Consider the following 18,929-nt stretch of genomic DNA (forward strand, 5'->3'; position numbering starts at 1 on the left):
ATTGGTAAATAAAATTTTATATTAACGAGGGGTAGTATAATGAAGAGATTATGGTCGTTATTTATGATAATTTTGTTACTTACTTTTTTATCTGCTTGTTCAGATAGCCCAGATACTCCTATTGAACCAAATGAGAATAATATGATGATCAACATAAAAAACAACGCTAATTTTGATTTTTATGGATTAGAAACTAAAATATTGAATCATTCACAAGGTATGACTAATGCTGACGGCTCTATAATTGAAAATGGAGAAGAATTAAGGTTTGAATTTCTAAAAGAAGATTTTGAGTTAGATGGAGAGGTTGAAATGGAAACTTTTATTTTGGCGGACGGTAATGTAGAAGATGACGTGGATAGAATACAGTTAAACAAAAAAGTTACGCTTGAATTAGTCAATAATAAAGAATTATTTTTTGAAATTACTGGTGATTCGATAAATGAAGCTGATTTGAAAAGAATAAAATAAAGCAAGGGACGGTTCTCTGCTTCATTTGTTGCGGAGAATTGAAGCAGAGAACCGTCCCCGTGTTTACATATAATTCAGAAAAAACTTGTGGAGGAACAAAACATGAGATCACTAAAACAACTCCTTCGTTTTGGGCGGGAGCAGGCTCTATCATGCTTGTTTCCTGTCGTTATTTTTGCCTCTTTGGCTCTCACCCAACTCATAGCCCTTCCCTTCCTGCCGCGGTACGACTGGCTTCTCATCATTTGCCTTCTGATGCAATGGTTGATGGTGCGGTCTGGACTTGAAACACGGGATGAACTAAAGGTGATCACATTGTTTCACCTTATTGGACTTGCGCTTGAACTCTTCAAGGTACATATGGGCTCCTGGTCTTATCCAGAGGATGGATATTCCAAGATTTTTGGAGTGCCTTTTTATAGCGGATTCATGTATGCAAGTGTAGCGAGTTATCTTTGCCAGGCGTGGAGGAGGCTTAAGATTGAACTGGTTAAGTGGCCACCGTTTTTGATCGTTGTACCTCTTGCAGTTTCCATTTATTTGAATTTTTTCACCCACCATTTTTGGATGGATGTTCGTTGGGGCTTATCTGTACTTGTCATTTTTGTCTTTTGGAAATCATGGGTCATATACGAGATTGATGGAAGTCGTTACTGTATGCCAATCGCACTTTCTTTTGTGCTCATCGGATTTTTTATATGGATAGCCGAAAACATCGCAACGTTCTTTGGAGCATGGGAATATCCTAACCAAACCGATGCATGGAGTCTCGTTCATTTAGGAAAGGTCAGTTCATGGCTCTTATTAGTGATTGTTAGCTTTCTCATAGTAGCGACGTTGAAGCAGGTTAAAGGAAAAAATTCCACTAAGGTAGATACTAGTCGATCTTTATAATTAAATTCGAATATTAGTTGAAGTTCTTACTAAAGCATACTAAAGGATGAACCGTGAACAGCGAAGCAGGGGACGGTTCCCTGCTTCACTTTTCGGGTGAAGAAGATGTGTCATTAGAACCTGAAATTCGGCGAAACGAATCTCACCGTTCTTATGAAGATTAAATAGATTATGATAATTGGTGCCATACATTTTTAAAAATATTGTGATTAAAACAGAAGAGAGATAGCTTGTTTTGCGTACGGGTTATATGCTTGAATAAGTTGACGTCTGTCTCTTATTGAAGTATCAGTCAGGTTTATAAAGATGGCTGAAAAGAAATAAACATGTGGAGGATGAAATTATGGATGTGAACTTAAAAGAACATTTAAAAGAATTAGAAATGAGGCACACAGGACTTGAAGTACGTCAAAGTCTTGAAGAACTAGATAATATACTAGACGATGATTTCTTTGAAATAGGCAGTTCAGGTTATATGTTTGACAAAAAAGAATGCCTTGAATCTGGAGTTGTATTAACTGAAATGTCACTACATAATTATGAAATATATCCGTTATCATCTGATTTAGTTTTATCCACTTATTTTATAGTAGATAAGACTAGAAATCGTAATACACTTCGAAGTTCTATATGGAAACTTATAGACGATAGATGGAAGTTATATTTTCATCAAGGCACTATCTCACCATTGCAATTAAGTGAAGTAATAAAAGATCTCACATGAAAAGTTAGTTTATATGTGCTAACGGTGATTTTCCTAATAAAGTACCAGCGGTGATCTTATCAATAGAGATCTCTTGTTTACTAGCGAAAGGCTAATTTATCAGAAAAAATACTGATAAATTAGCCTATTTTCTTGTAAAATCCTTACCGTTGTAATCCTCACTTCCTTCATGTAACCTAGTGGTAAATGTTGCGGCAATCGCTTCTAAAAATCATACAAAAGTGGAATATTTTAAACCTACAAAAATATCATTATATTATTTATTAAGACAGTCAATTGGAAAATAGTGTTAAACTAAAAGCGTAGTAATAGAATAAGAAAAAGTGAAGCGATTACATAAAAGTTATTGGGTATGTTGTTTTCGATAATCATTTTTTAGGAGGATAGTAATGAATAATCCTAGGAATAGGTTTGTATATAAAATATGGTCTCCTATATACGATAAGATTTTTAACTCAGGTGTTTTATGATACAATGGTTTACCTCAAAAATGAAGTGGAAAATTCGCCCACATAAAATTGACATAAGACTTAAATATTCTGAAAAGAGGGGGATAATTTGAAAAAGAGAATACCGAAAAAGATCCATATTATTGGTTTTGTTGGAAGTGGCAAAACAACGTTGGCAAAAGAGTTATCCACTAAGTATTCAATTCCATTTCACGAATTAGATAACGTTGTATGGATAAGGGATAAGGCGGGCGATATAAAAAGAACTGAGAAGGAAAGAGAAGATTATTTGAATAAGATTATTCAATCTGAAAGTTGGATAATAGAAGGTATTCACAATGAAGATTGGGTTGCTAATAGTTTTCGACATGCAGATTTAATTATTTTTTTAGATACAAAGTATTCAATACGAACATCACGAATAACAAAGAGATTTTTGTATCAAAAACTAGGATTAGAGAAATCAAATTACAAGCCGACAATCAAAATTTTTTTCAACATGTTTAAGTGGAATAAGCAATTTGAAGATAGAGGAAAGCCCAAATTTTTCGAAAGATATGGAATATATCGTGATAAAATATTTGTCGCAAATAACAAGAAATATATAATTAGTTACCTTAACTCATGGCAGGCAACGTTGAGAAGATATTAAAGAAATGTTCCCCCGTGAAATTCAGAATAAAATCTTAAATTATTCAACGATACATATTGGTGAACTTATAGAAGATAGGGAATACAATGTAAATTGAATGGGAGTGAAAGTAATCTATGACTGCAAGACAGTTTTTTCTGTGAAAATAAAAAGTGAAGAAGTTTTCGCGTTAAGAATTTAGGAAGTTGGGTTGAAGGGAAATAGTAGTTGAAGGCCGCACTAAATAGAGGGTGTATTTCTTGTTTTTTTTTTTTTACACAACCTTGAATGGATATGACATTGTAAACTTTTTTATCCAACTAAACGTGATTCTACGTACTGTTGTTTATTAATGAGTAGTGTGTAAATTATTCTTAGTAGTTTATGGGCGATTGCCAGTAATGCTTTGTTCTTTCCTCTTCTAGCAGAGAGTTTCCAAAAAGTAGACGCCATGGCTGTATTTTTCGATCTTGATATGGCCCAAGCTACTTCACAAAGAGCGGCTTTTATATGCGGGTTTCCTTGGACGCTTTTAGAACTTTTTTTTTACCGGCACTTTCGTTGTTTCCAGGAGATACTCCAGCCCATGAAGCTAAATGCCTGGAGGAAGGAAATTGCGTCATATCTGTGCCGATTTCAGCAATGATGCAGGCAACGGTATGTTCCTTAATTCCTGGAATGGTTAAAAGGATGTCTTTTTCTTCTTGATGAAATTGGACCAGAGAATCAATTCTGCTTTCTAGATCTTGAATGGACCTTTCCAAGTATTCGATGTGATTCCAAGAGCTTCTAATCATAAACATTTGATGTTCATTTAATGTGCCGAAAAGAGATTCAGAGATCGTTTCTGCTTTTTTTCTTAGGCAGTGATGTATACTAGCATTCACATCCTTTTGATCAAGGTACCCTTTTTCGACTAAGTGATTTAAGAGCCTACGTCCGGAAACGCCAAAGATATCGGAAATAACAGAGCCTAATTTGATATTTGAACTTTCGAGTACTTTTGAAATCCTGTTTTTTTCCGCGGTTAAGTTCCCGATCCATTTCTTTCGTAAGCGAGTTAAGTCGCGTAACTCTCGGAGATCTTGACTAGGTACAAAGCTTTTTTCAATTAAACCGTGACGAAGCAGTTTGGCAATCCATTCTGCATCGGAGACATCCGTCTTACGACCAGGGACATTTTTAATTCGTTGAGCATTGGCAAGAGTGATATCAAAGTACCCTTCAAGAATATTATAGACAGGCTTCCAATAGATTCCTGTGCTTTCCATGGCAAGGTGGATAATTTCTTTATCTTCCAGCCATTTCAATAAATCAAAGAGACTTTTAGTGAGAGTGGAGAAGGATTTTGTTTCTTTTTGAATGTCATCATCGGTTGAACCGATGATGGTACAAACGACAATCTCTTTTTGATGTACATCCATACCAGCACAACGGGGAACGAAAGTTTCCATACGATCTACCTCCAAAATAATGTCTATGGAAAGTGGAATAAGCTTGAACAAATAGTATTTTTCTGTACGTGATCATCTTCGGATAAAAGGAAGAGTCAACATCGGGGTGTACACAAAGCAAATTCCAAACAGTTTCTTATTCAGGGTTAGGACCACCACAAAAACGCGCGTTTAACGTCCTTTCCACAGCATTAATCAGTATAGGTAAATGGATAAAAAGAAAAACCCCGAGGGATAGGATAATTTTCATGCCCGGGGTGTGAGTGTTAAATCATGTGTGTTTCTTATGTGGTTCATTTCCTGAGGAGTATTCCACCGGTGATAAAGAAGCAGAGAACCGTCACCATGTTTTGAAACTAAGAATGCGAGGTGTTAGTTTTGCTAGATAATGAGGTTATGGAACTTTTAGGTATTGAGTATCCGATTATTCAAGCGCCAATGGCAGGTGGAGTAACAACGTCGGAATTAGTAGTGGCAGTTTCTAATTCTGGTGGTCTAGGAATGATTGGTGCAGGTTATATGACTGCCGATCAAATGCGTGAACAAATTAGAGAAATAACGCAGTTAACTGACAATACTTTTGGTATAAACTTATTTGTACCAACTGAATTTGAAGTGCCAGAGGAAGAAGTGGAAACCGCTAATCAGTTATTGCAGCCTATTCGTGAACAATTGAATATAGACGCTAAAGATAGCTTGGAAATTCCTCAATATAAAAAAGTTTTAGCAGAATTCCATGAACAAATAAACGTGGTAATCGAAGAAAAGGTCCCTGTTTGTTCTTTTACATTTGGTATACCTTCTAGAGACGTGATTAAAGAGTTGAAACGGTATGGCATTATCGTAATTGGCACAGCTACAACGGTTAAAGAAGCCATGGAAATTGAAAAAGAAGGAATGGATATGGTAGTTGTCCAAGGTAGCGAGGCTGGTGGACATCGAGGGAACTTTTTAGTTGAGCATGAAGAGAGTTTAGTAGGTTTAATGTCACTGATCCCACAAGTTGTCGACAATGTTAATATTCCTGTTGTTTCCTCTGGAGGTATAATGGATGGGAGAGGGTTAATGGCCTCTATTTGTCTAGGTGCGAAGGGTGTTCAAATGGGCACTGCTTTCTTAACTTGCAAGGAAAGTGGCGCTAGCGAGTTACATAAAGAAGAAATTCTTCAAGCTCATGAAGATCAGATTGTCTTCACTCGTTCTTTTTCAGGAAAGTGGGCAAGGGGAGTTAATAATAAATTCATCATGGAAATGCAACAAAACGAAGCCTCCCTACCAAGTTTCCCAGTACAAAACACCTTAACAAAAGGAATTAGAAAAGCTTCTTCTTCGCAAAGAAATCGAGAATTTATGTCTCTATGGTCCGGACAAAGTCCAAGATTAGCGAAAAGCCAAACGGTTAACGCATTAATGAAAACGATAATTGCAGAGGCGAAAACTATTTGTAACAAGAATTAAAAAAGAGGTTTTTCGGTTTAAAACGGAAGTTAAGCCCTAATGATTACAGCTTACTTAGTTCGAGAAATTTTATAGAAGGAGCGAATATAAATGAAACATGCCTTGGTCGTTGGTGGTATAGGTATGTTATCGAATGTGTCACTTTGGTTAGCAGATAATGGCTATCGTGTGTCGGTCATTGCAAGGAATCCCATAAAAATGGCACAGCTGATCGAGAAAGCAAGCACAAAAAAACAGATCACTCCATTGTTAGTGGATTATAAAAATGGGTTTGAATTACGAGATCAACTAAAACAGTCGATTCAAGTAAATGGAGGGATTGATATTGTCATTGCGTGGATTCATTCAGATGCTGAAGATGCACTGGAAATCATCGGAAATGATGTTTCTACTTCTATCGAAACATGGGACTTGTATCATATTTGTGGCAGTAGTTCAGATTTAGAAGAAATAAAAAGAAATGATATCGCACCTGATGGTTGTCAATACCACCAAGTGCAATTAGGATTTGTGGTGGAAGACAATCACTCAAGGTGGTTAACAAATCAAGAAATTTCCACTGGGGTTATAGAGGCTATTAAAAAGAATACATATATTTCATGTGTTGGTGTAGTTACTCCTTGGGAAAAGCGTCCTTAACAAAAAGGAAGTTTCATGATACGCAGGGACGGTTCTCTGTTTCAATCCTCACCCAAAAATGAAGCAGAGAACCGTCCCCATGTTTTATTAACACGATATTAGAATGAAAAAAAGGAGAGAGAAGAATGGAACTTGATTTTTTTTGGTTAGCAATAGCAATAGCGGCCGCAGGGTATTTTATTGGGGACGGGTTAAAAAACATTAATAACCCAAATGCTAAAAGTATAATAGATTCCTTGGATGATGACGATGAACACGAACTGATGAAAGAAAGCGAAGTTCATCATTTTATGGGAATATCAAAAGAAGATGCAAACTCTTTAATTAAAGACCATTCAGACATTCCACATATTATTATAAATAACAATGTGTATTATCCAAAGTCAAAATTGCGTAAATGGTTATTAGATCAAGAGTAGTGAACACTATTTGATGAACAGATAGTAGTAAGTTTATCTAACCTGCAAAGTTATATTTCTAGAAGCATAAGTAAAGCCTATCAGCAGCTGAAATTGCTTTCTAATAGGCTTTATTTAATAGGACTTTATTTCATCCATAGATAACAAAGCGTTTCTGAATGGTACCAGTGATTTCTTCCTCCGAAATTTGACTTTCATGATAGGTGATTTTAACTTCTCCATCTTTCGTATCCACTAAAGCTCTTTCAATGCCATCCATTTGCATTAAAACGGTTTCTAGTGTTTGAATGGGTTCCTCGTTCGTGGCTTCTTTAATAAATAAGGTCATATCGGCCAATTGTTACATCCTCCTTTTCCATTTAACTAAGGCATTAATATAAGACAAAACCAAGAGCGGTTCACACACACGCTCTTGGTTTTATTTATAAATTTATCATGATTGTTATTGCATAGGGTTTTGATTTTGATGATTTTGATGTTGGTTTTGATTTTGATTACCTTGCATTTGATTCATTGATCCGGATCCCATGTTCTGAAACATATCTTTCATTTGGTGTGTTTGTGACGTATTGAAAGTAGTTGGTTGGTAATAGCCATTTTGGTGCATCCAAGTCCAGATCTCATACGCCATCTCTTGACATAGGTTAGCTCCGTTAACATGGTATGTACGAAGCAATGTATCTACGCACTCGTTAGCCCACTGCATTCCCATCATCGAACCTGTTTTATGGGTGTTAAGAGCTAAGGTAGCCATGGTTTGATCCGAAAGAGTTTGTGGATTCATCATCGGAGCAGACATGGTCGATTGATGTTGCATAGTAGCATTAGATTGATTATTTTGATTAGAACCTTGTGATTGGTAGTTATTTTGCGTCTGAAAGTTAGGAGTTTGATGAGTTAACTGGGCGCCTCTTCCTTGCGCAAGGTTAATTCCCTGTTGGTAGGCAGACATCATTTGTTGTTGATGCTTTTCTAATATCCCTTTTAAGCGTTGATCATTACATTGGTTGGCAAACATCCCATGTTGTTCAATCTCGGCTGCTTTGGTTCTTAAAGCTTCCGATGTTTCCAAAAGTTCGTGTGCTGCAAAATTCATGCATATTCCTCCATATAAGTTATTGGGTTGTCCCCAAATGATAGTGTGCACTTTAGAATAAATTACATGCACGAATAAAGGTTCAAACAAGTCCGATTGCGTATCTTTTTCTATTAAAAAACTTTTAAATAGAGGAAAGTATCTCCGAGAAGCGAATTCAAGTGACATCCTATCTTCCATTAAAAGAGTAGAGAATCCAATGGCGCCAATGAAGCACAGAACCGTCCCCATGCTTCCTGTGAATGTGTGTGAAATAGTGTGGATTTGGTCGTTTTTTGGTTGTTTGTTTTTGTTTTAAAATGTTTTATGTTGTTTTATTTGGAAGGTTTCTTTATAATGAAAATTGTAAGGGCTTTATATTTTATTACTTGGAGGTAATTTTATGAGTGAAAATAAACCATTTATTGAAAAAAAAGAAGTTTTAAATTATATGGATAAGCTAATTAACAACCTTTCGCAGATCAAAGATGAATCTGGAGAATTTTTGTTGGATTTTGACGGACTCATTGTGGACGACAAAAGTTGGAGTGTATGGAATTGGCCACAAGGTGTTGGTTTATATGGAATATATAGATTTTGGGAGATAACAAAAGATCCAAAAGCCTATAATGTGGTGATGGATTGGTTTAATGATAGATTGGAAGAAGGAGCTCCGCCGAAAAACGTGAACACCATGGCCCCACTATTAACCCTGGCTTATTTATATGAAGAAACAAAGGACAAGACGTATCTTCCATATTTAGAAGAGTGGGCAGAATGGGTCATGTATGATATGCCAAGGACAACAGACGATGGGTTGCAACATATGACCTATGGTCCGGAAAATAAAAATCAGCTCTGGGATGATACTTTAATGATGACGGTATTGCCTCTAGCGAAAATTGGAAAACTATTAAATAGACCGGAATATATAGAAGAAGCTAAAAAACAATTTCTAATACACATAAAATATTTAGCCGACAAAAAAACCGGCTTATGGTTTCATGGTTGGACGTTTGAAGGAAACCATAATTATGCAGAAGCGTTATGGGGAAGAGGCAACTGCTGGATCACGATTGCCATTCCGGAAATCATAGAAATATTGGACTTGAAAAAAGGAGATTTCTTTAGAGAATTTCTTATCGATACATTAAATAGTCAAGTAAAAGAGTTAGCTAAACTCCAAGATGAAAGCGGTTTATGGCATACGCTGTTAAACGACAAAACATCTTATCTTGAATCTTCTGCAACGGCTGGTTTTGCTTACGGAATATTAAAATCTGTCCGCAAACGATATATTTCTCCAGAATATAAGGAAGTGGCTGTGAAAGCGGTCAAAGGAATTATTAATGAGATTAGCGAAGATGGAGCAGTTAATAAAGTGTCAGTAGGTACAGGAATGGGTGACAATTTAGAATTTTATAAAGAAATTAAAACAACTACTATGCCTTACGGACAGTCATTGGCAATTACTTGTTTAACAGAATATCTATATTCTTACGTTTAAGAAGAAAACATTATTTTTTTCAATTACATGTAAGCGTTGCGATATCAAGGAGGAGGAGGCAGAAGAGAATGAAAAAGAATATTCTTGCGTTAGTTGCCGGTTTAGCGATGTTAGTACTCATTTCTGGTTGTAGTACTCGAACTGGTGCGGAACAAGATACTCAGGTTTTAAGATTCGGATATGCAAGTAACAGTCAGCCAGTTATTGATGCTATGAAAGAGTTCGGAAGACTAGTAGAGGAAAAAACGGATGGAGAAGTGGTAGTGGATTATTTTCCAGACGGTCAATTAGGTGGAGAAAGAGAACTTATTGAGTTAACGCAAACTGGCGCGATTGATATGACAAAAGTTAGTGGCGCAGCATTAGAGAGTTTTTCAGATATTTATTCTGTTTTCGGGATTCCGTTTTTGTTTGATAGTGAGGAACATTATTACCGAGTGTTAGAAGATGACGATATTATGGATCCTGTCTATCAATCTACGCAAGATATGGGGATCGTTGGATTAACGTATTATGACTCCGGCGCAAGGAACTTTTATATGTCGGAGGGACCTATTGAAACACCCGAAGATCTAGAAGGGAAAATCATTCGGGTCATGCAGAGTGAAATTGCGATCGAGATGATTGAACTATTAGGTGGTTCGCCAACTCCGATGGGCAGTGGCGAAGTATATACTTCTTTGCAGCAAGGTATTATTGATGGTTCAGAAAATAATGAATTCGTTTTAGTAACAGCTGGACACGGAGCGGTTGCCCCGTATTACTCGTATTCCGAACATACGAGAGTACCAGATATCATCGTAATAAATGAAGAGAGTTTAGCAGGTTTAACGGAAGAACAAATAGAAGCGGTTCATGAATCGGCTGAGGAATCAACCGAGTTTCAAAAAGGAGTATGGAGTGAGGCAGTCGAAAACGAAAAACAAACAGCAGCAGAAGAATACGGGGTTGTTTATAACGACGTAGATAAAAAGCCATTCCAAGACGCTGTGCAGCCTATACATGAGCAGTTTAAGGAAAATGACGAATTTAATGAAATGTATGAAGCGATAAGAAATCTTAGTGATACAGAAGAAGAGTAATGAGGAGTTGTTTCTAGTGATAAACGCTAAAAAATATGTCGATAGAGTACTTGAATTTGTTACCTGTACAGTTTTTGCGTTAATGGTAGCGGTTACGGCGTGGCAGGTAATCAGTCGATTCATATTAAACAATCCAAGTACTGCTACGGAAGAGTTTGTTCGATTCGGTTTAATATGGTTATCGATGTTAGCAGCAGCATATGTAGTAGGTCGAAAGGGTCATATAGCGATCACTCTTTTAAGTGAAAAACTAAAAGATGGGAAGAAACTGGCATTAGGTTTAGTGATCCAATTTGGTTTCCTTTTTTTCGCTGCCATTATTATGATATACGGTGGATCCAGAGCCGTATCTCTTACAATGGCTCAGATTTCACCTTCATTAGGGATACCAATGGGATTAGTGTATTTATCTTTACCCGTGTCTGGCGTACTCATCCTATTTTATAGTTCTGTTAATATCCTAGAGCTTGTAAAAGAAAAGAAAGAAGGGGCACCAATCGAAACGCAAGTAGATAACCAAATCAAAATTAATTAAACAAAGCAGGTGAATGTTATGGTAATGGAAGCCAGTTTGATTTTAGTCCTCGTCTTTGCTCTTTTATTGGCGCTTGGAATACCTATTGCAATTAGTATAGCGATAGCAGCACTATCAGCAATTTTATTAGCATTACCACTCGATATCGCAGTTTTCACTTCTGCTCAAAAAATGGTGGCGAGTTTAGATAGCTTTTCTTTAGTAGCGGTGCCATTTTTTATCCTGTCAGGGATTATCATGAACCATGGTGGAATTGCTCATAAACTGATTGATTTAGCTAAGTTAATTGGCGGTAGAATTCCAGGCTCATTAGCGCACACGAACATTATCGGAAATGGATTATTTGGATCGATTTCAAGCTCTGCGATTGCAGCATCTACTGCAATTGGTGGGGTAATGGTTCCACTGCAAGAAAAAGAAGGTTATGATAGAAAGTTTGCTGCAGCAGTAAACATTGCATCCGCGCCAGTGGGGATGGTTATACCTCCTAGTACAGCATTTATTATTTTTTCGTTAATAAGTGGAGGTACTTCTATAGCCGCTTTATTTATGGCTGGTGCCGTCATCGGGTTACTTTGGATGTTCACAATCATGGTCGTTGCATATATAATTGCTAAAAAGAACAACTATCCAATTGCAGCTAAAAATAGCAATCAAAATGTGAAAAAGATCGTTATCGATGCCATCCCAAGTTTATTTCTCATCGTAATTGTTATTGGTGGGATACTCACAGGTGTTTTTTCAGCGATCGAAGCATCTGCAGTATGTGTCATCTATTCTTTATTTTTAGCGTTAGTTTATTATAGAACCTTAAAAGTGAATCAATTACCACATGTGTTTGTTAAAGCTGTGGAAATGACCGGGATTATTATGTTTTTAATTGCAGCATCTTCCCTCATGTCTTTTACGATGGCATTTACGGGAATTCCAGAAGCTTTAAGTAATTTAGTGTTGGGTTTCTCGGACAATCCTATTATCATTTTACTAATTATCACACTTGTCTTAATCCTGATTGGGACTGTGATGGATGTCGCACCAGCGATTTTAATTTTTACTCCCATTTTTCTGCCGATCGCATTGGATTTAGGGATAGATCCAGTACACTTCGGTATGTTCTTTATCTTAAACTTGTGTGTTGGTACGATTACACCACCTGTAGGTACAGGACTGTTCGTTGGGTCGAGTATTGCTAAAGTGAATATAGAGAAGTTAATCAAACCATTGATGCCATTTTATTTAGCGATATTTATACTCTTGTTAGTAGTTACCTTTGTACCGCAGATTAGTTTATTCTTGCCTAATCTATTAGGTTTGTAATCTAGGGATTCGTTAGTAGAATCGGTTATGTTTAAAAAAGAAACTAAATTATAGTTGAATATTGTGTATTTACATGGTTCCTCTCGTTATTGAATCTTAGATGTTTTAATAACGATGCAGGAGCCAATTTTAACAGGGATGAGAAAGCGTTACCAAACCAAGTAAACGATAGAAAGTAGGGGGGAAATGCTTTTAGCAGAAAGGCAACAAAAGCTTGTAAAACTTGTTAATGATAAAAAAAGTGTTCGTGTATCGGAATTGAGTGAAATGTTCTCTGTTTCTGAAGAGACCATTCGAAGAGATCTGGAAAAGCTGGAATATGATAAAAAATTAATTCGAAGTCATGGCGGGGCAATTCATCTCACTCCGGATGATGATTCAATAGAAATTCCTTTTTCTGAAAGAGAAACGATGAACGTAGAAGAGAAACAAGAAATTGCGCTTAAGGCAGTAGAGTATGTCAAAGAAGGCGATAAAATTATCTTAGATGCAAGCACGACTGCTTGTTATATGGCTAAAGTATTACCTGATATAGCCATAACTGTTTTGACCAATTCTGTTAAAGTAGCCATGGTTTTAGCGAAGAAAGAACGTGTAACTGTGATTTCAACAGGTGGGATCTTGTTGTCTAATTCCCTATCCTATGTTGGGCTGTTAGCTGAATCTGCAATGGATACTTATCACGTAGATAAGGCTTTTGTTTCTTGTAAGGGTTTACATTTGGAGCGGGGACTTACAGACTCGGATGAACAGCAAGCGAGGATCAAGAAAAAAATGATTGAGAATGCAGGAACCGTTTATATTATGATTGATTGCAGTAAGATTGGGGTTAGGTCCTTTTCCAAGTTTAGTGATTTGGATGTCATTGATTACTTGATTACCGATAGCAATATTGATGGAACGCTTGTCCAACAAATTAATGACAGAGGACTTGATGTTATTAAGGTATAGATGGTTGATTTTTAAAAGAATGAAGGTTAATTTTTATATCTGATAAACAGGTTATAATAATTCTTTTATTTACAATTCAATCTGAATTAGTTTAATGTGAATTAACGAAATTGTTTGATTAGTAGGTTGGATATAAGTTATTAGAAATGTTTGGTATGAGATGTTGGGCGTCCGTCTATCCATGATCAAATAAATGCCGATGAGTTGGAATGTTAGGTGCTGAAAGTTATCTGGAAATCCTATTATCCCATTTACGAAAACTTGACGAAAATAATTAATAAAACGTAGACTCTTTCCACGGGAAGGGTCTTTTTTGGAGCTATTTTTTGCTAGGTCAACCCAAGATTACCCCATCGGTGAAAAGGAAGCAGAGAACCGTCCCTTTGTTTTATTCATCATCTATTGTAGTCCAGGTCTTTCCATCTATATTATCATTCACAGCTTCTTGAACAGGCGTGAGGGGGCTGTCGTCTAAAAGGCTTTCATTCTGTCCTGGATGCTGTTCAAATTCAGTATCAACGACGTCATTTAATACCGCTGAACTGTTAGTTTCCTCTTTTACATTGTCCATTTGCTGCTCAAATAGGTTTTTCTTCTTCATAATTTTCCTCCATCCATCATAGTGATAATGTTATTATTCAACTTATCTTATATTAATATGAGTGGATATGTAATTTTGTTTTCTGTATGTTTTTCCAGTGTTTTTATATTAAATATTTTTTCTAACAAATAATACATGGCTCCATTAATATAGGTAGAAATAATCGTATCTAAAGGAAGTGGAGTGATATTTTGGTTTTTAAACTTATAGCAAGTAATATTAACAGTGTTTGCAAGAGTATTTATATCAAAGTTGGAAAACTAAAAAGAAAAGATTGAGCTAGGTGAGTGGAGTAACTGAAATAACTACAGAGAATGAAGTAACATTAATTACGTCACTGGTGCTAGGGAAGCACAGAACCGTCCCCTTGTTTCCCATGATTCATAATTAATAAAGGGTTTTCATGGTTTTTGTTGAATATAGTAAATCGTTGAGTAAAATCGAAGAAAGTAAGTTGGTGGGGGTTGAAATAGAGTGAAAAAGTGGTTGTACTTTCTTATGTTCTTGTCCTTTCTGTTCTCTGCAACTGCGTTTGTTTACTTTTTTATGAAAACGCTTACTGAAGATGTGGCCAAATCTGAAATTAGGAGCGATAAACCTAGCTATCGTCTTGTGATCATTCCAGAAGAAATGAATAATGATTATTGGCGTTTAGTGGAAGAAGGTGCTCGCAAAGCTGCAGAAGAATTAAACATATCTTTACAGTATACTGGCCCTGTTACTGCAAATGTAGACGATCATATAAAAACGATTCAAAAAGCTGTAGCTTCTAATGTAGATGGCATAATCACTCAAGGATTAATTGAAGATGATTTTACGCCACTAATTGATCAAGTAATTCAAAAAGGGATTCCAGTAATAACTGTTGATACAGATGCACCTGATAGCAGAAGGATGTCATACATAGGTACAGATAATTACAATGCTGGTTATTTGGCTGGACAGGAACTCGCAAAAGACACCAATGGGCAAGGGAAGATAGCAATTATAACCGGACACTTTAATACAGCCAATCAAGTGTTACGAGTACGAGGATTCAAAGATGCGATAGAGAAGGAAAAAGACCTTGAAATTGTTGCCATTGAAGAATCGAAAATCTCCCTGATTCAAGCTGCAGAAATGACATTTAAAATTATGAATGAACACTCTGACATAACAGCATTCTTTGGGACTAGTGCCCTTGATGGTGTAGGGATAGCGAGTGTGTTAAATAGTCTTGATAAAAATAAGAATATATATATCATGGCATTTGATACATTACCGGAAACACTTCAATTGATGGAAGAGGGAAGAATTAACGCTACTGTGATTCAGCATCCTTATGATATGGGATACAACAGCGTCAAAGTAATGGTAGATTTAATTCATGGCGAGAAAATCGAAGAATTAAATTTTACGGATACGGGAATTTTGCGTAAACATGAGCTCATAAAGAATTTGAACGAAGTGCAGGTCATTGACTAATGATTCACATTCGAACAAAGATGTTTATTTATTTTATGGCAATTATACTTATTATGATCGTTGGTACGATTTTTTTACAAATAAATAGTCAAAAAACGATTCATAGGTACACGGAAAGTTTTGAAAGTTTTTTAATATTAAATGAAATATCTCAATTAACAATCCAAACATATGACACATTAAATCTGTATCTGACAGAACGTGACCCCGAATATTTAGCAAAGTATGAAGTTTATAGAGATGAATTAAAGAGATACCAAGACAAATTAACAGGGAAGTTGGAATCGGAGAGCAACTCGTTAATTATCCAAAATCACGAAAATATGATTGGAAGTTTTTTAGAGGAATGTGAATTGACAATTCTCGCTTTCGAAGCCGGGCAAGTGGATTTTTATTCATATCACATAAATGAATCTTTAAAGATCTCACAATACATCCATGAAAATACGTTATCACTCGTAAATTCTGATCTAACAGAATATCAATTATTTTTTAATAAGATGACTGAGCGGGATCAAGCATATTTCTGGATGGTTGTTTACGCGTTATTAACTATCTTTTTCTTAAGTCTATTTCTAACCGATTGGTTCTCGAGAGGGGTGACTAAACCTGTATCTAAGCTCTCGAAAGCTGCTATAGAGATTTCAAAAGGGAATTTTGATATTGAAGATGTAACGATTAATACAAAAGATGAAATGGAAGTATTGGCAAACGCTTTTAATCAAATGCGTAATAATATTCAAAACCTGGTTGAGGAAATAAAACAAAAATCAGAATTAGATAAACTATTAAAAGAATTAGAGCTTAAAACCTTGCAAAGTCAAATTAATCCACATTTTTTATTTAATACATTGAATACAATTTCTCGAACGGCATATATTGAAGATGCAGAAAAAACAGTGGAGCTAATCGAATCGATCTCCACTTTATTAAGGTACAATCTCGGAAACTTGGAAAAACCTGTTTTACTGAAAGACGAAGTAAATATTGTGAAGGAATACTTATTTATTCAGGAGACAAGGTTTGGAGACCGAGTAACCTTTGTGTTAGAAATTGATGAAACTTGTTTAGACATAAAAATACCTAGTCTTACACTACAACCGATTGTTGAAAATGCGTTTATTCATGGGATCGAATCTGTGGAAGAAGCAGCAGAAATAAAATTAATTATTCGAAAAGATATGACGAATATCATTGTCGAAATACGTGACAATGGATGTGGTATGGCTGAGGAAACGATAGAAAGAATTCTGAATGAGTCAGAGCATAGTAAAGAGATTAAAGAAATAGTTGCCCAAAAAAAGAAAGGACACTCTACTGGGTTAGGCTTAGCAAATGTGATAAAACGGTTACGATTATTTTTTCAAAAGGATGATTTATTTTCAATTTATTCTAAGGTAGGGGAAGGAACTAGTGTTTATTTAAAATTGCCGAATAAAAGGGGGGAACTTTATGAAAGTAATGATCGTCGATGATGAAGCCATAGAGAGACAGGTTTTAAAACGTATTTTAGAGAAAGAGATCCCTGGTATTATTGTAAATGGGGAAGCTAGAAACGGACGTATAGCGATAGAAATAGCTGAAGAATTTAAACCGGATATTATTTTCATGGATATTAAAATGCCAGGGATGAATGGAATCGAGGCGATAAAGGAGATTCAACAGAGCCTTCCAAAATCAAAATTCATTATGATCACTGCATTTGATACATTCGAATATGCGAGAGAGGTTATGCAAAAAGGGGTACGGGAGTATTTGTTAAAACCAGCAAAAAAACAGGATGTATTAGATGCCTATTACCGTATGGAGGAAGCGATCAAGCGGGAAATAGAGGAAAGAGAGAAGCGGGATAATGTGAAAAAAGAGTATGATAAAGTTCTCGCGATCAGCCAAAAGGAGTGGATTGCTTCCTCTATAATGGACCATGTTTTGGAAATATCTTTTGAAGATTGGAGTGACCTTTTAGGATTAAGAGTTAATACTGGTCAAATGGTTGTTTTTTCTTTTAACGATACAATAGGAAAACAACAGCGCCAGTTTTATTACAATTGGTTAAAACAAACGATTAAACGAGGGAGTGAGTTATTTTTCGTCGGACCGATGATTGGGGAGAAGATTCCTGTATTATTCCTGTGTGAATCTAGAATTGGGAAAGAGCGACAAGTAAAGGCAGTCACTATCCAAAACGTTAGAAACTTTATTCATCAGTTTTATACTGCACAAGAAAAACGGACTGGAATAAAAGCTGGGATCGGAAAACCTTTCTTCATAGAGAGTGACTTTTCATCTTCCTACAATGAAGCGTTGGTAGCTTTAGGTCAAGTTAGAGATCAGGAGGGCCCACCTTATCAATATGGTGTAGTTGGGCAAAAAGAGATCGCTAATCAATTCCCATTAGACAGAGAAAAACTTATTATGGATGGCGTAAGAAATGGAAACGAGCAAGAAGCCCTTACAGCTTTTGAAGTTTATATTTTTGAATTGAAAGGAGAAGGTTTCTCACTTCTAGAACTTCATCAAAAAATGGAAGATTTTATGATTGTATTACGCCATACGTTGAAGGAATTAGGTATTGACAGTAAACGTCGATTCCAATCAACAGGTATTACTGGAAATGAAGAATTAATAGTTCTTTGTAAAGAGTATATACAATATCTTATTATGGAAATTATGAATTGGAGAATGGCTCACTCACAGTATTCATTGATTGAAGTAAAGGATTATATAAAAGAAAATTATGATAAAAACCTCACTCTGGAAGGGGTTGCGGAACAGCTTGGATTAAGTCCATTCTACTTTAGTAAATTATTTAAAGAAAAATTTCAGATTACTTTTATTCACTATTTAACAGATGTTCGTATGAACAAAGCAAAGGACATGTTATTGCAGAGAGATCAAAGTGTGAAAGAAGTTTGCTTTCTGGTTGGTTATAAGGATCCCAATTATTTTAGCCGTGTTTTTAAAAAGAATACGACTTTCACACCTAAGGAATTTAAAGAGAAAGCAATGCAAAAACAAGAGTGACTTTTGGTCATTTATGAAAAGTTAAGAATTTATAAGTTGACAGCTATCTTTACGCCAACGCATCAAGGGAAGCACACCCTTGATTTTTGAAAAAGTTAGTTTACGTAGACAGCCTTTCTGAAAGGTTGTTTTTTATTTGCTCTACAATAGCTCGTTCCTTAAACAATAATGGATGGGAAGTTTAAATAATCTAAAAGCAAAAAATTCCCCATGGTAAGTCAGCTACTTCATAAG

18 protein-coding genes and 1 pseudogene are annotated in these 18,929 nt (G+C 35.9%); 15 read left to right on the plus strand and 4 right to left on the minus strand.

The window, feature by feature from the left end; translation table 11 throughout:
* Window positions 1–39 precede the first annotated feature (39 nt).
* The 4 genes from CEF18_RS05295 (at window position 40) to CEF18_RS05315 (ending at window position 3,190) form a co-directional block, all read left to right on the plus strand.
* Entirely contained in the window at window positions 40–471 is a 432-nt protein-coding gene (locus CEF18_RS05295; protein WP_110935521.1) for a hypothetical protein, read from the plus strand.
* Between the two features lie 102 nt (window positions 472–573).
* The gene (locus CEF18_RS05300; RefSeq protein WP_110935522.1) at window positions 574–1,365 is read left to right on the plus strand and encodes a DUF817 domain-containing protein; all 792 of its coding nucleotides are present in this window, start codon (window positions 574–576) and stop codon (window positions 1,363–1,365) included.
* A gap of 343 nt (window positions 1,366–1,708) precedes the next feature.
* Window positions 1,709–2,089 (plus strand): nuclear transport factor 2 family protein, encoded by a 381-nt coding sequence (locus CEF18_RS05305; protein WP_110935523.1) that lies wholly within the window; start codon window positions 1,709–1,711, stop codon window positions 2,087–2,089.
* Between the two features lie 558 nt (window positions 2,090–2,647).
* Window positions 2,648–3,190: an AAA family ATPase gene (locus CEF18_RS05315; protein ID WP_110935524.1), complete on the plus strand. Its 543-nt coding sequence runs from the start codon at window positions 2,648–2,650 to the stop codon at window positions 3,188–3,190.
* Between the two features lie 291 nt (window positions 3,191–3,481).
* Here the strand turns inward: CEF18_RS05315 and CEF18_RS05320 are convergent.
* A pseudogene (locus CEF18_RS05320) lies at window positions 3,482–4,623 on the minus strand (IS110 family RNA-guided transposase).
* Window positions 4,624–5,001: 378 nt separating this feature from the next.
* Between CEF18_RS05320 and CEF18_RS05325 the strand changes: the two are divergent.
* The 3 genes from CEF18_RS05325 (at window position 5,002) to CEF18_RS05335 (ending at window position 7,139) form a co-directional block, all read left to right on the plus strand.
* Window positions 5,002–6,081 (plus strand): NAD(P)H-dependent flavin oxidoreductase, encoded by a 1,080-nt coding sequence (locus tag CEF18_RS05325; RefSeq protein WP_110935525.1) that lies wholly within the window; start codon window positions 5,002–5,004, stop codon window positions 6,079–6,081.
* Between the two features lie 90 nt (window positions 6,082–6,171).
* The gene (locus CEF18_RS05330) at window positions 6,172–6,720 is read left to right on the plus strand and encodes a short-chain dehydrogenase (RefSeq protein ID WP_110935526.1); all 549 of its coding nucleotides are present in this window, start codon (window positions 6,172–6,174) and stop codon (window positions 6,718–6,720) included.
* Window positions 6,721–6,845: 125 nt separating this feature from the next.
* A complete protein-coding gene (locus CEF18_RS05335; RefSeq protein ID WP_110935527.1) occupies window positions 6,846–7,139 on the plus strand; it encodes a DNA-binding protein in 294 nt (97 codons plus the stop codon).
* A 130-nt stretch (window positions 7,140–7,269) separates the two neighbouring features.
* On the opposite strand, the gene CEF18_RS05340 is transcribed toward CEF18_RS05335, so the two are convergent.
* On the minus strand, window positions 7,270–7,467 hold the full coding sequence (locus CEF18_RS05340) for a heavy-metal-associated domain-containing protein (protein WP_223292351.1): 198 nt from the start codon (window positions 7,465–7,467) through the stop codon (window positions 7,270–7,272).
* A gap of 114 nt (window positions 7,468–7,581) precedes the next feature.
* Window positions 7,582–8,466 carry a spore coat protein gene (locus CEF18_RS05345; RefSeq protein WP_110935529.1) on the minus strand — a complete coding sequence of 295 codons (885 nt, stop codon included), beginning with the start codon at window positions 8,464–8,466 and terminating at the stop codon, window positions 7,582–7,584.
* 151 nt (window positions 8,467–8,617) lie between these two features.
* On the opposite strand from CEF18_RS05345, the gene bglB reads away from it, so the two are divergent.
* The 5 genes from bglB (at window position 8,618) to CEF18_RS05370 (ending at window position 13,606) form a co-directional block, all read left to right on the plus strand.
* On the plus strand, window positions 8,618–9,721 hold the full coding sequence (bglB, locus tag CEF18_RS05350) for a beta-galactosidase BglB (protein WP_110935530.1): 1,104 nt from the start codon (window positions 8,618–8,620) through the stop codon (window positions 9,719–9,721).
* Between the two features lie 68 nt (window positions 9,722–9,789).
* Window positions 9,790–10,803: a TRAP transporter substrate-binding protein gene (locus CEF18_RS05355; protein ID WP_110935531.1), complete on the plus strand. Its 1,014-nt coding sequence runs from the start codon at window positions 9,790–9,792 to the stop codon at window positions 10,801–10,803.
* A 16-nt stretch (window positions 10,804–10,819) separates the two neighbouring features.
* The gene (locus CEF18_RS05360; RefSeq protein ID WP_223292245.1) at window positions 10,820–11,338 is read left to right on the plus strand and encodes a TRAP transporter small permease; all 519 of its coding nucleotides are present in this window, start codon (window positions 10,820–10,822) and stop codon (window positions 11,336–11,338) included.
* 18 nt (window positions 11,339–11,356) lie between these two features.
* Window positions 11,357–12,655: a TRAP transporter large permease gene (locus CEF18_RS05365; RefSeq protein WP_110935532.1), complete on the plus strand. Its 1,299-nt coding sequence runs from the start codon at window positions 11,357–11,359 to the stop codon at window positions 12,653–12,655.
* A 186-nt stretch (window positions 12,656–12,841) separates the two neighbouring features.
* Window positions 12,842–13,606 (plus strand): DeoR/GlpR family DNA-binding transcription regulator, encoded by a 765-nt coding sequence (locus tag CEF18_RS05370; RefSeq protein WP_110935533.1) that lies wholly within the window; start codon window positions 12,842–12,844, stop codon window positions 13,604–13,606.
* Window positions 13,607–13,994: 388 nt separating this feature from the next.
* Here the strand turns inward: CEF18_RS05370 and CEF18_RS05375 are convergent, their stop codons facing one another.
* Entirely contained in the window at window positions 13,995–14,207 is a 213-nt protein-coding gene (locus CEF18_RS05375) for a hypothetical protein (RefSeq protein WP_110935534.1), read from the minus strand.
* Window positions 14,208–14,681: 474 nt separating this feature from the next.
* Between CEF18_RS05375 and CEF18_RS05380 the strand changes: the two genes are divergently transcribed.
* Genes CEF18_RS05380 through CEF18_RS05390 form a run of 3 tightly spaced genes read left to right on the plus strand, consistent with a single transcriptional unit; the run spans window position 14,682 to window position 18,695 of the window.
* Complete coding sequence (locus CEF18_RS05380; protein ID WP_223292246.1) at window positions 14,682–15,671, plus strand: sugar-binding protein; 990 nt, start codon at window positions 14,682–14,684, stop codon at window positions 15,669–15,671.
* The gene (locus CEF18_RS05385; protein ID WP_110935535.1) at window positions 15,671–17,146 is read left to right on the plus strand and encodes a sensor histidine kinase; all 1,476 of its coding nucleotides are present in this window, start codon (window positions 15,671–15,673) and stop codon (window positions 17,144–17,146) included. Before CEF18_RS05380 ends, CEF18_RS05385 begins: the two co-directional genes overlap by 1 nt.
* On the plus strand, window positions 17,124–18,695 hold the full coding sequence (locus tag CEF18_RS05390; RefSeq protein ID WP_110935536.1) for a response regulator transcription factor: 1,572 nt from the start codon (window positions 17,124–17,126) through the stop codon (window positions 18,693–18,695). The genes CEF18_RS05385 and CEF18_RS05390 overlap by 23 nt, the downstream gene beginning before the upstream one ends.
* Window positions 18,696–18,929: the final 234 nt, after the last annotated feature.

The organism is Salipaludibacillus neizhouensis (assembly GCF_002886185.1).
Lineage (GTDB): Bacteria > Bacillota > Bacilli > Bacillales > Salisediminibacteriaceae > Salipaludibacillus > Salipaludibacillus neizhouensis.

Excerpts from the sequence above, each read along its gene's own strand:
- CEF18_RS05345 (WP_110935529.1), bottom strand. The coding sequence starts at position 8,466 with ATGGGGACGGTTCTGTGCTTCATTGGCGCCATTGGATTCTCTACTCTT.
- CEF18_RS05335 (WP_110935527.1), top strand. The coding sequence starts at position 6,846 with ATGGAACTTGATTTTTTTTGGTTAGCAATAGCAATAGCGGCCGCAGGG.
- bglB (WP_110935530.1), top strand. The coding sequence starts at position 8,618 with ATGAGTGAAAATAAACCATTTATTGAAAAAAAAGAAGTTTTAAATTAT.
- CEF18_RS05330 (WP_110935526.1), top strand. The coding sequence starts at position 6,172 with ATGAAACATGCCTTGGTCGTTGGTGGTATAGGTATGTTATCGAATGTG.
- CEF18_RS05300 (WP_110935522.1), top strand. The coding sequence starts at position 574 with ATGAGATCACTAAAACAACTCCTTCGTTTTGGGCGGGAGCAGGCTCTA.
- CEF18_RS05375 (WP_110935534.1), bottom strand. The coding sequence starts at position 14,207 with ATGAAGAAGAAAAACCTATTTGAGCAGCAAATGGACAATGTAAAAGAG.
- CEF18_RS05340 (WP_223292351.1), bottom strand. The coding sequence starts at position 7,467 with ATGACCTTATTTATTAAAGAAGCCACGAACGAGGAACCCATTCAAACA.
- CEF18_RS05295 (WP_110935521.1), top strand. The coding sequence starts at position 40 with ATGAAGAGATTATGGTCGTTATTTATGATAATTTTGTTACTTACTTTT.
- CEF18_RS05370 (WP_110935533.1), top strand. The coding sequence starts at position 12,842 with ATGCTTTTAGCAGAAAGGCAACAAAAGCTTGTAAAACTTGTTAATGAT.
- CEF18_RS05385 (WP_110935535.1), top strand. The coding sequence starts at position 15,671 with ATGATTCACATTCGAACAAAGATGTTTATTTATTTTATGGCAATTATA.
- CEF18_RS05390 (WP_110935536.1), top strand. The coding sequence starts at position 17,124 with ATGAAAGTAATGATCGTCGATGATGAAGCCATAGAGAGACAGGTTTTA.
- CEF18_RS05355 (WP_110935531.1), top strand. The coding sequence starts at position 9,790 with ATGAAAAAGAATATTCTTGCGTTAGTTGCCGGTTTAGCGATGTTAGTA.
- CEF18_RS05365 (WP_110935532.1), top strand. The coding sequence starts at position 11,357 with ATGGTAATGGAAGCCAGTTTGATTTTAGTCCTCGTCTTTGCTCTTTTA.
- CEF18_RS05305 (WP_110935523.1), top strand. The coding sequence starts at position 1,709 with ATGGATGTGAACTTAAAAGAACATTTAAAAGAATTAGAAATGAGGCAC.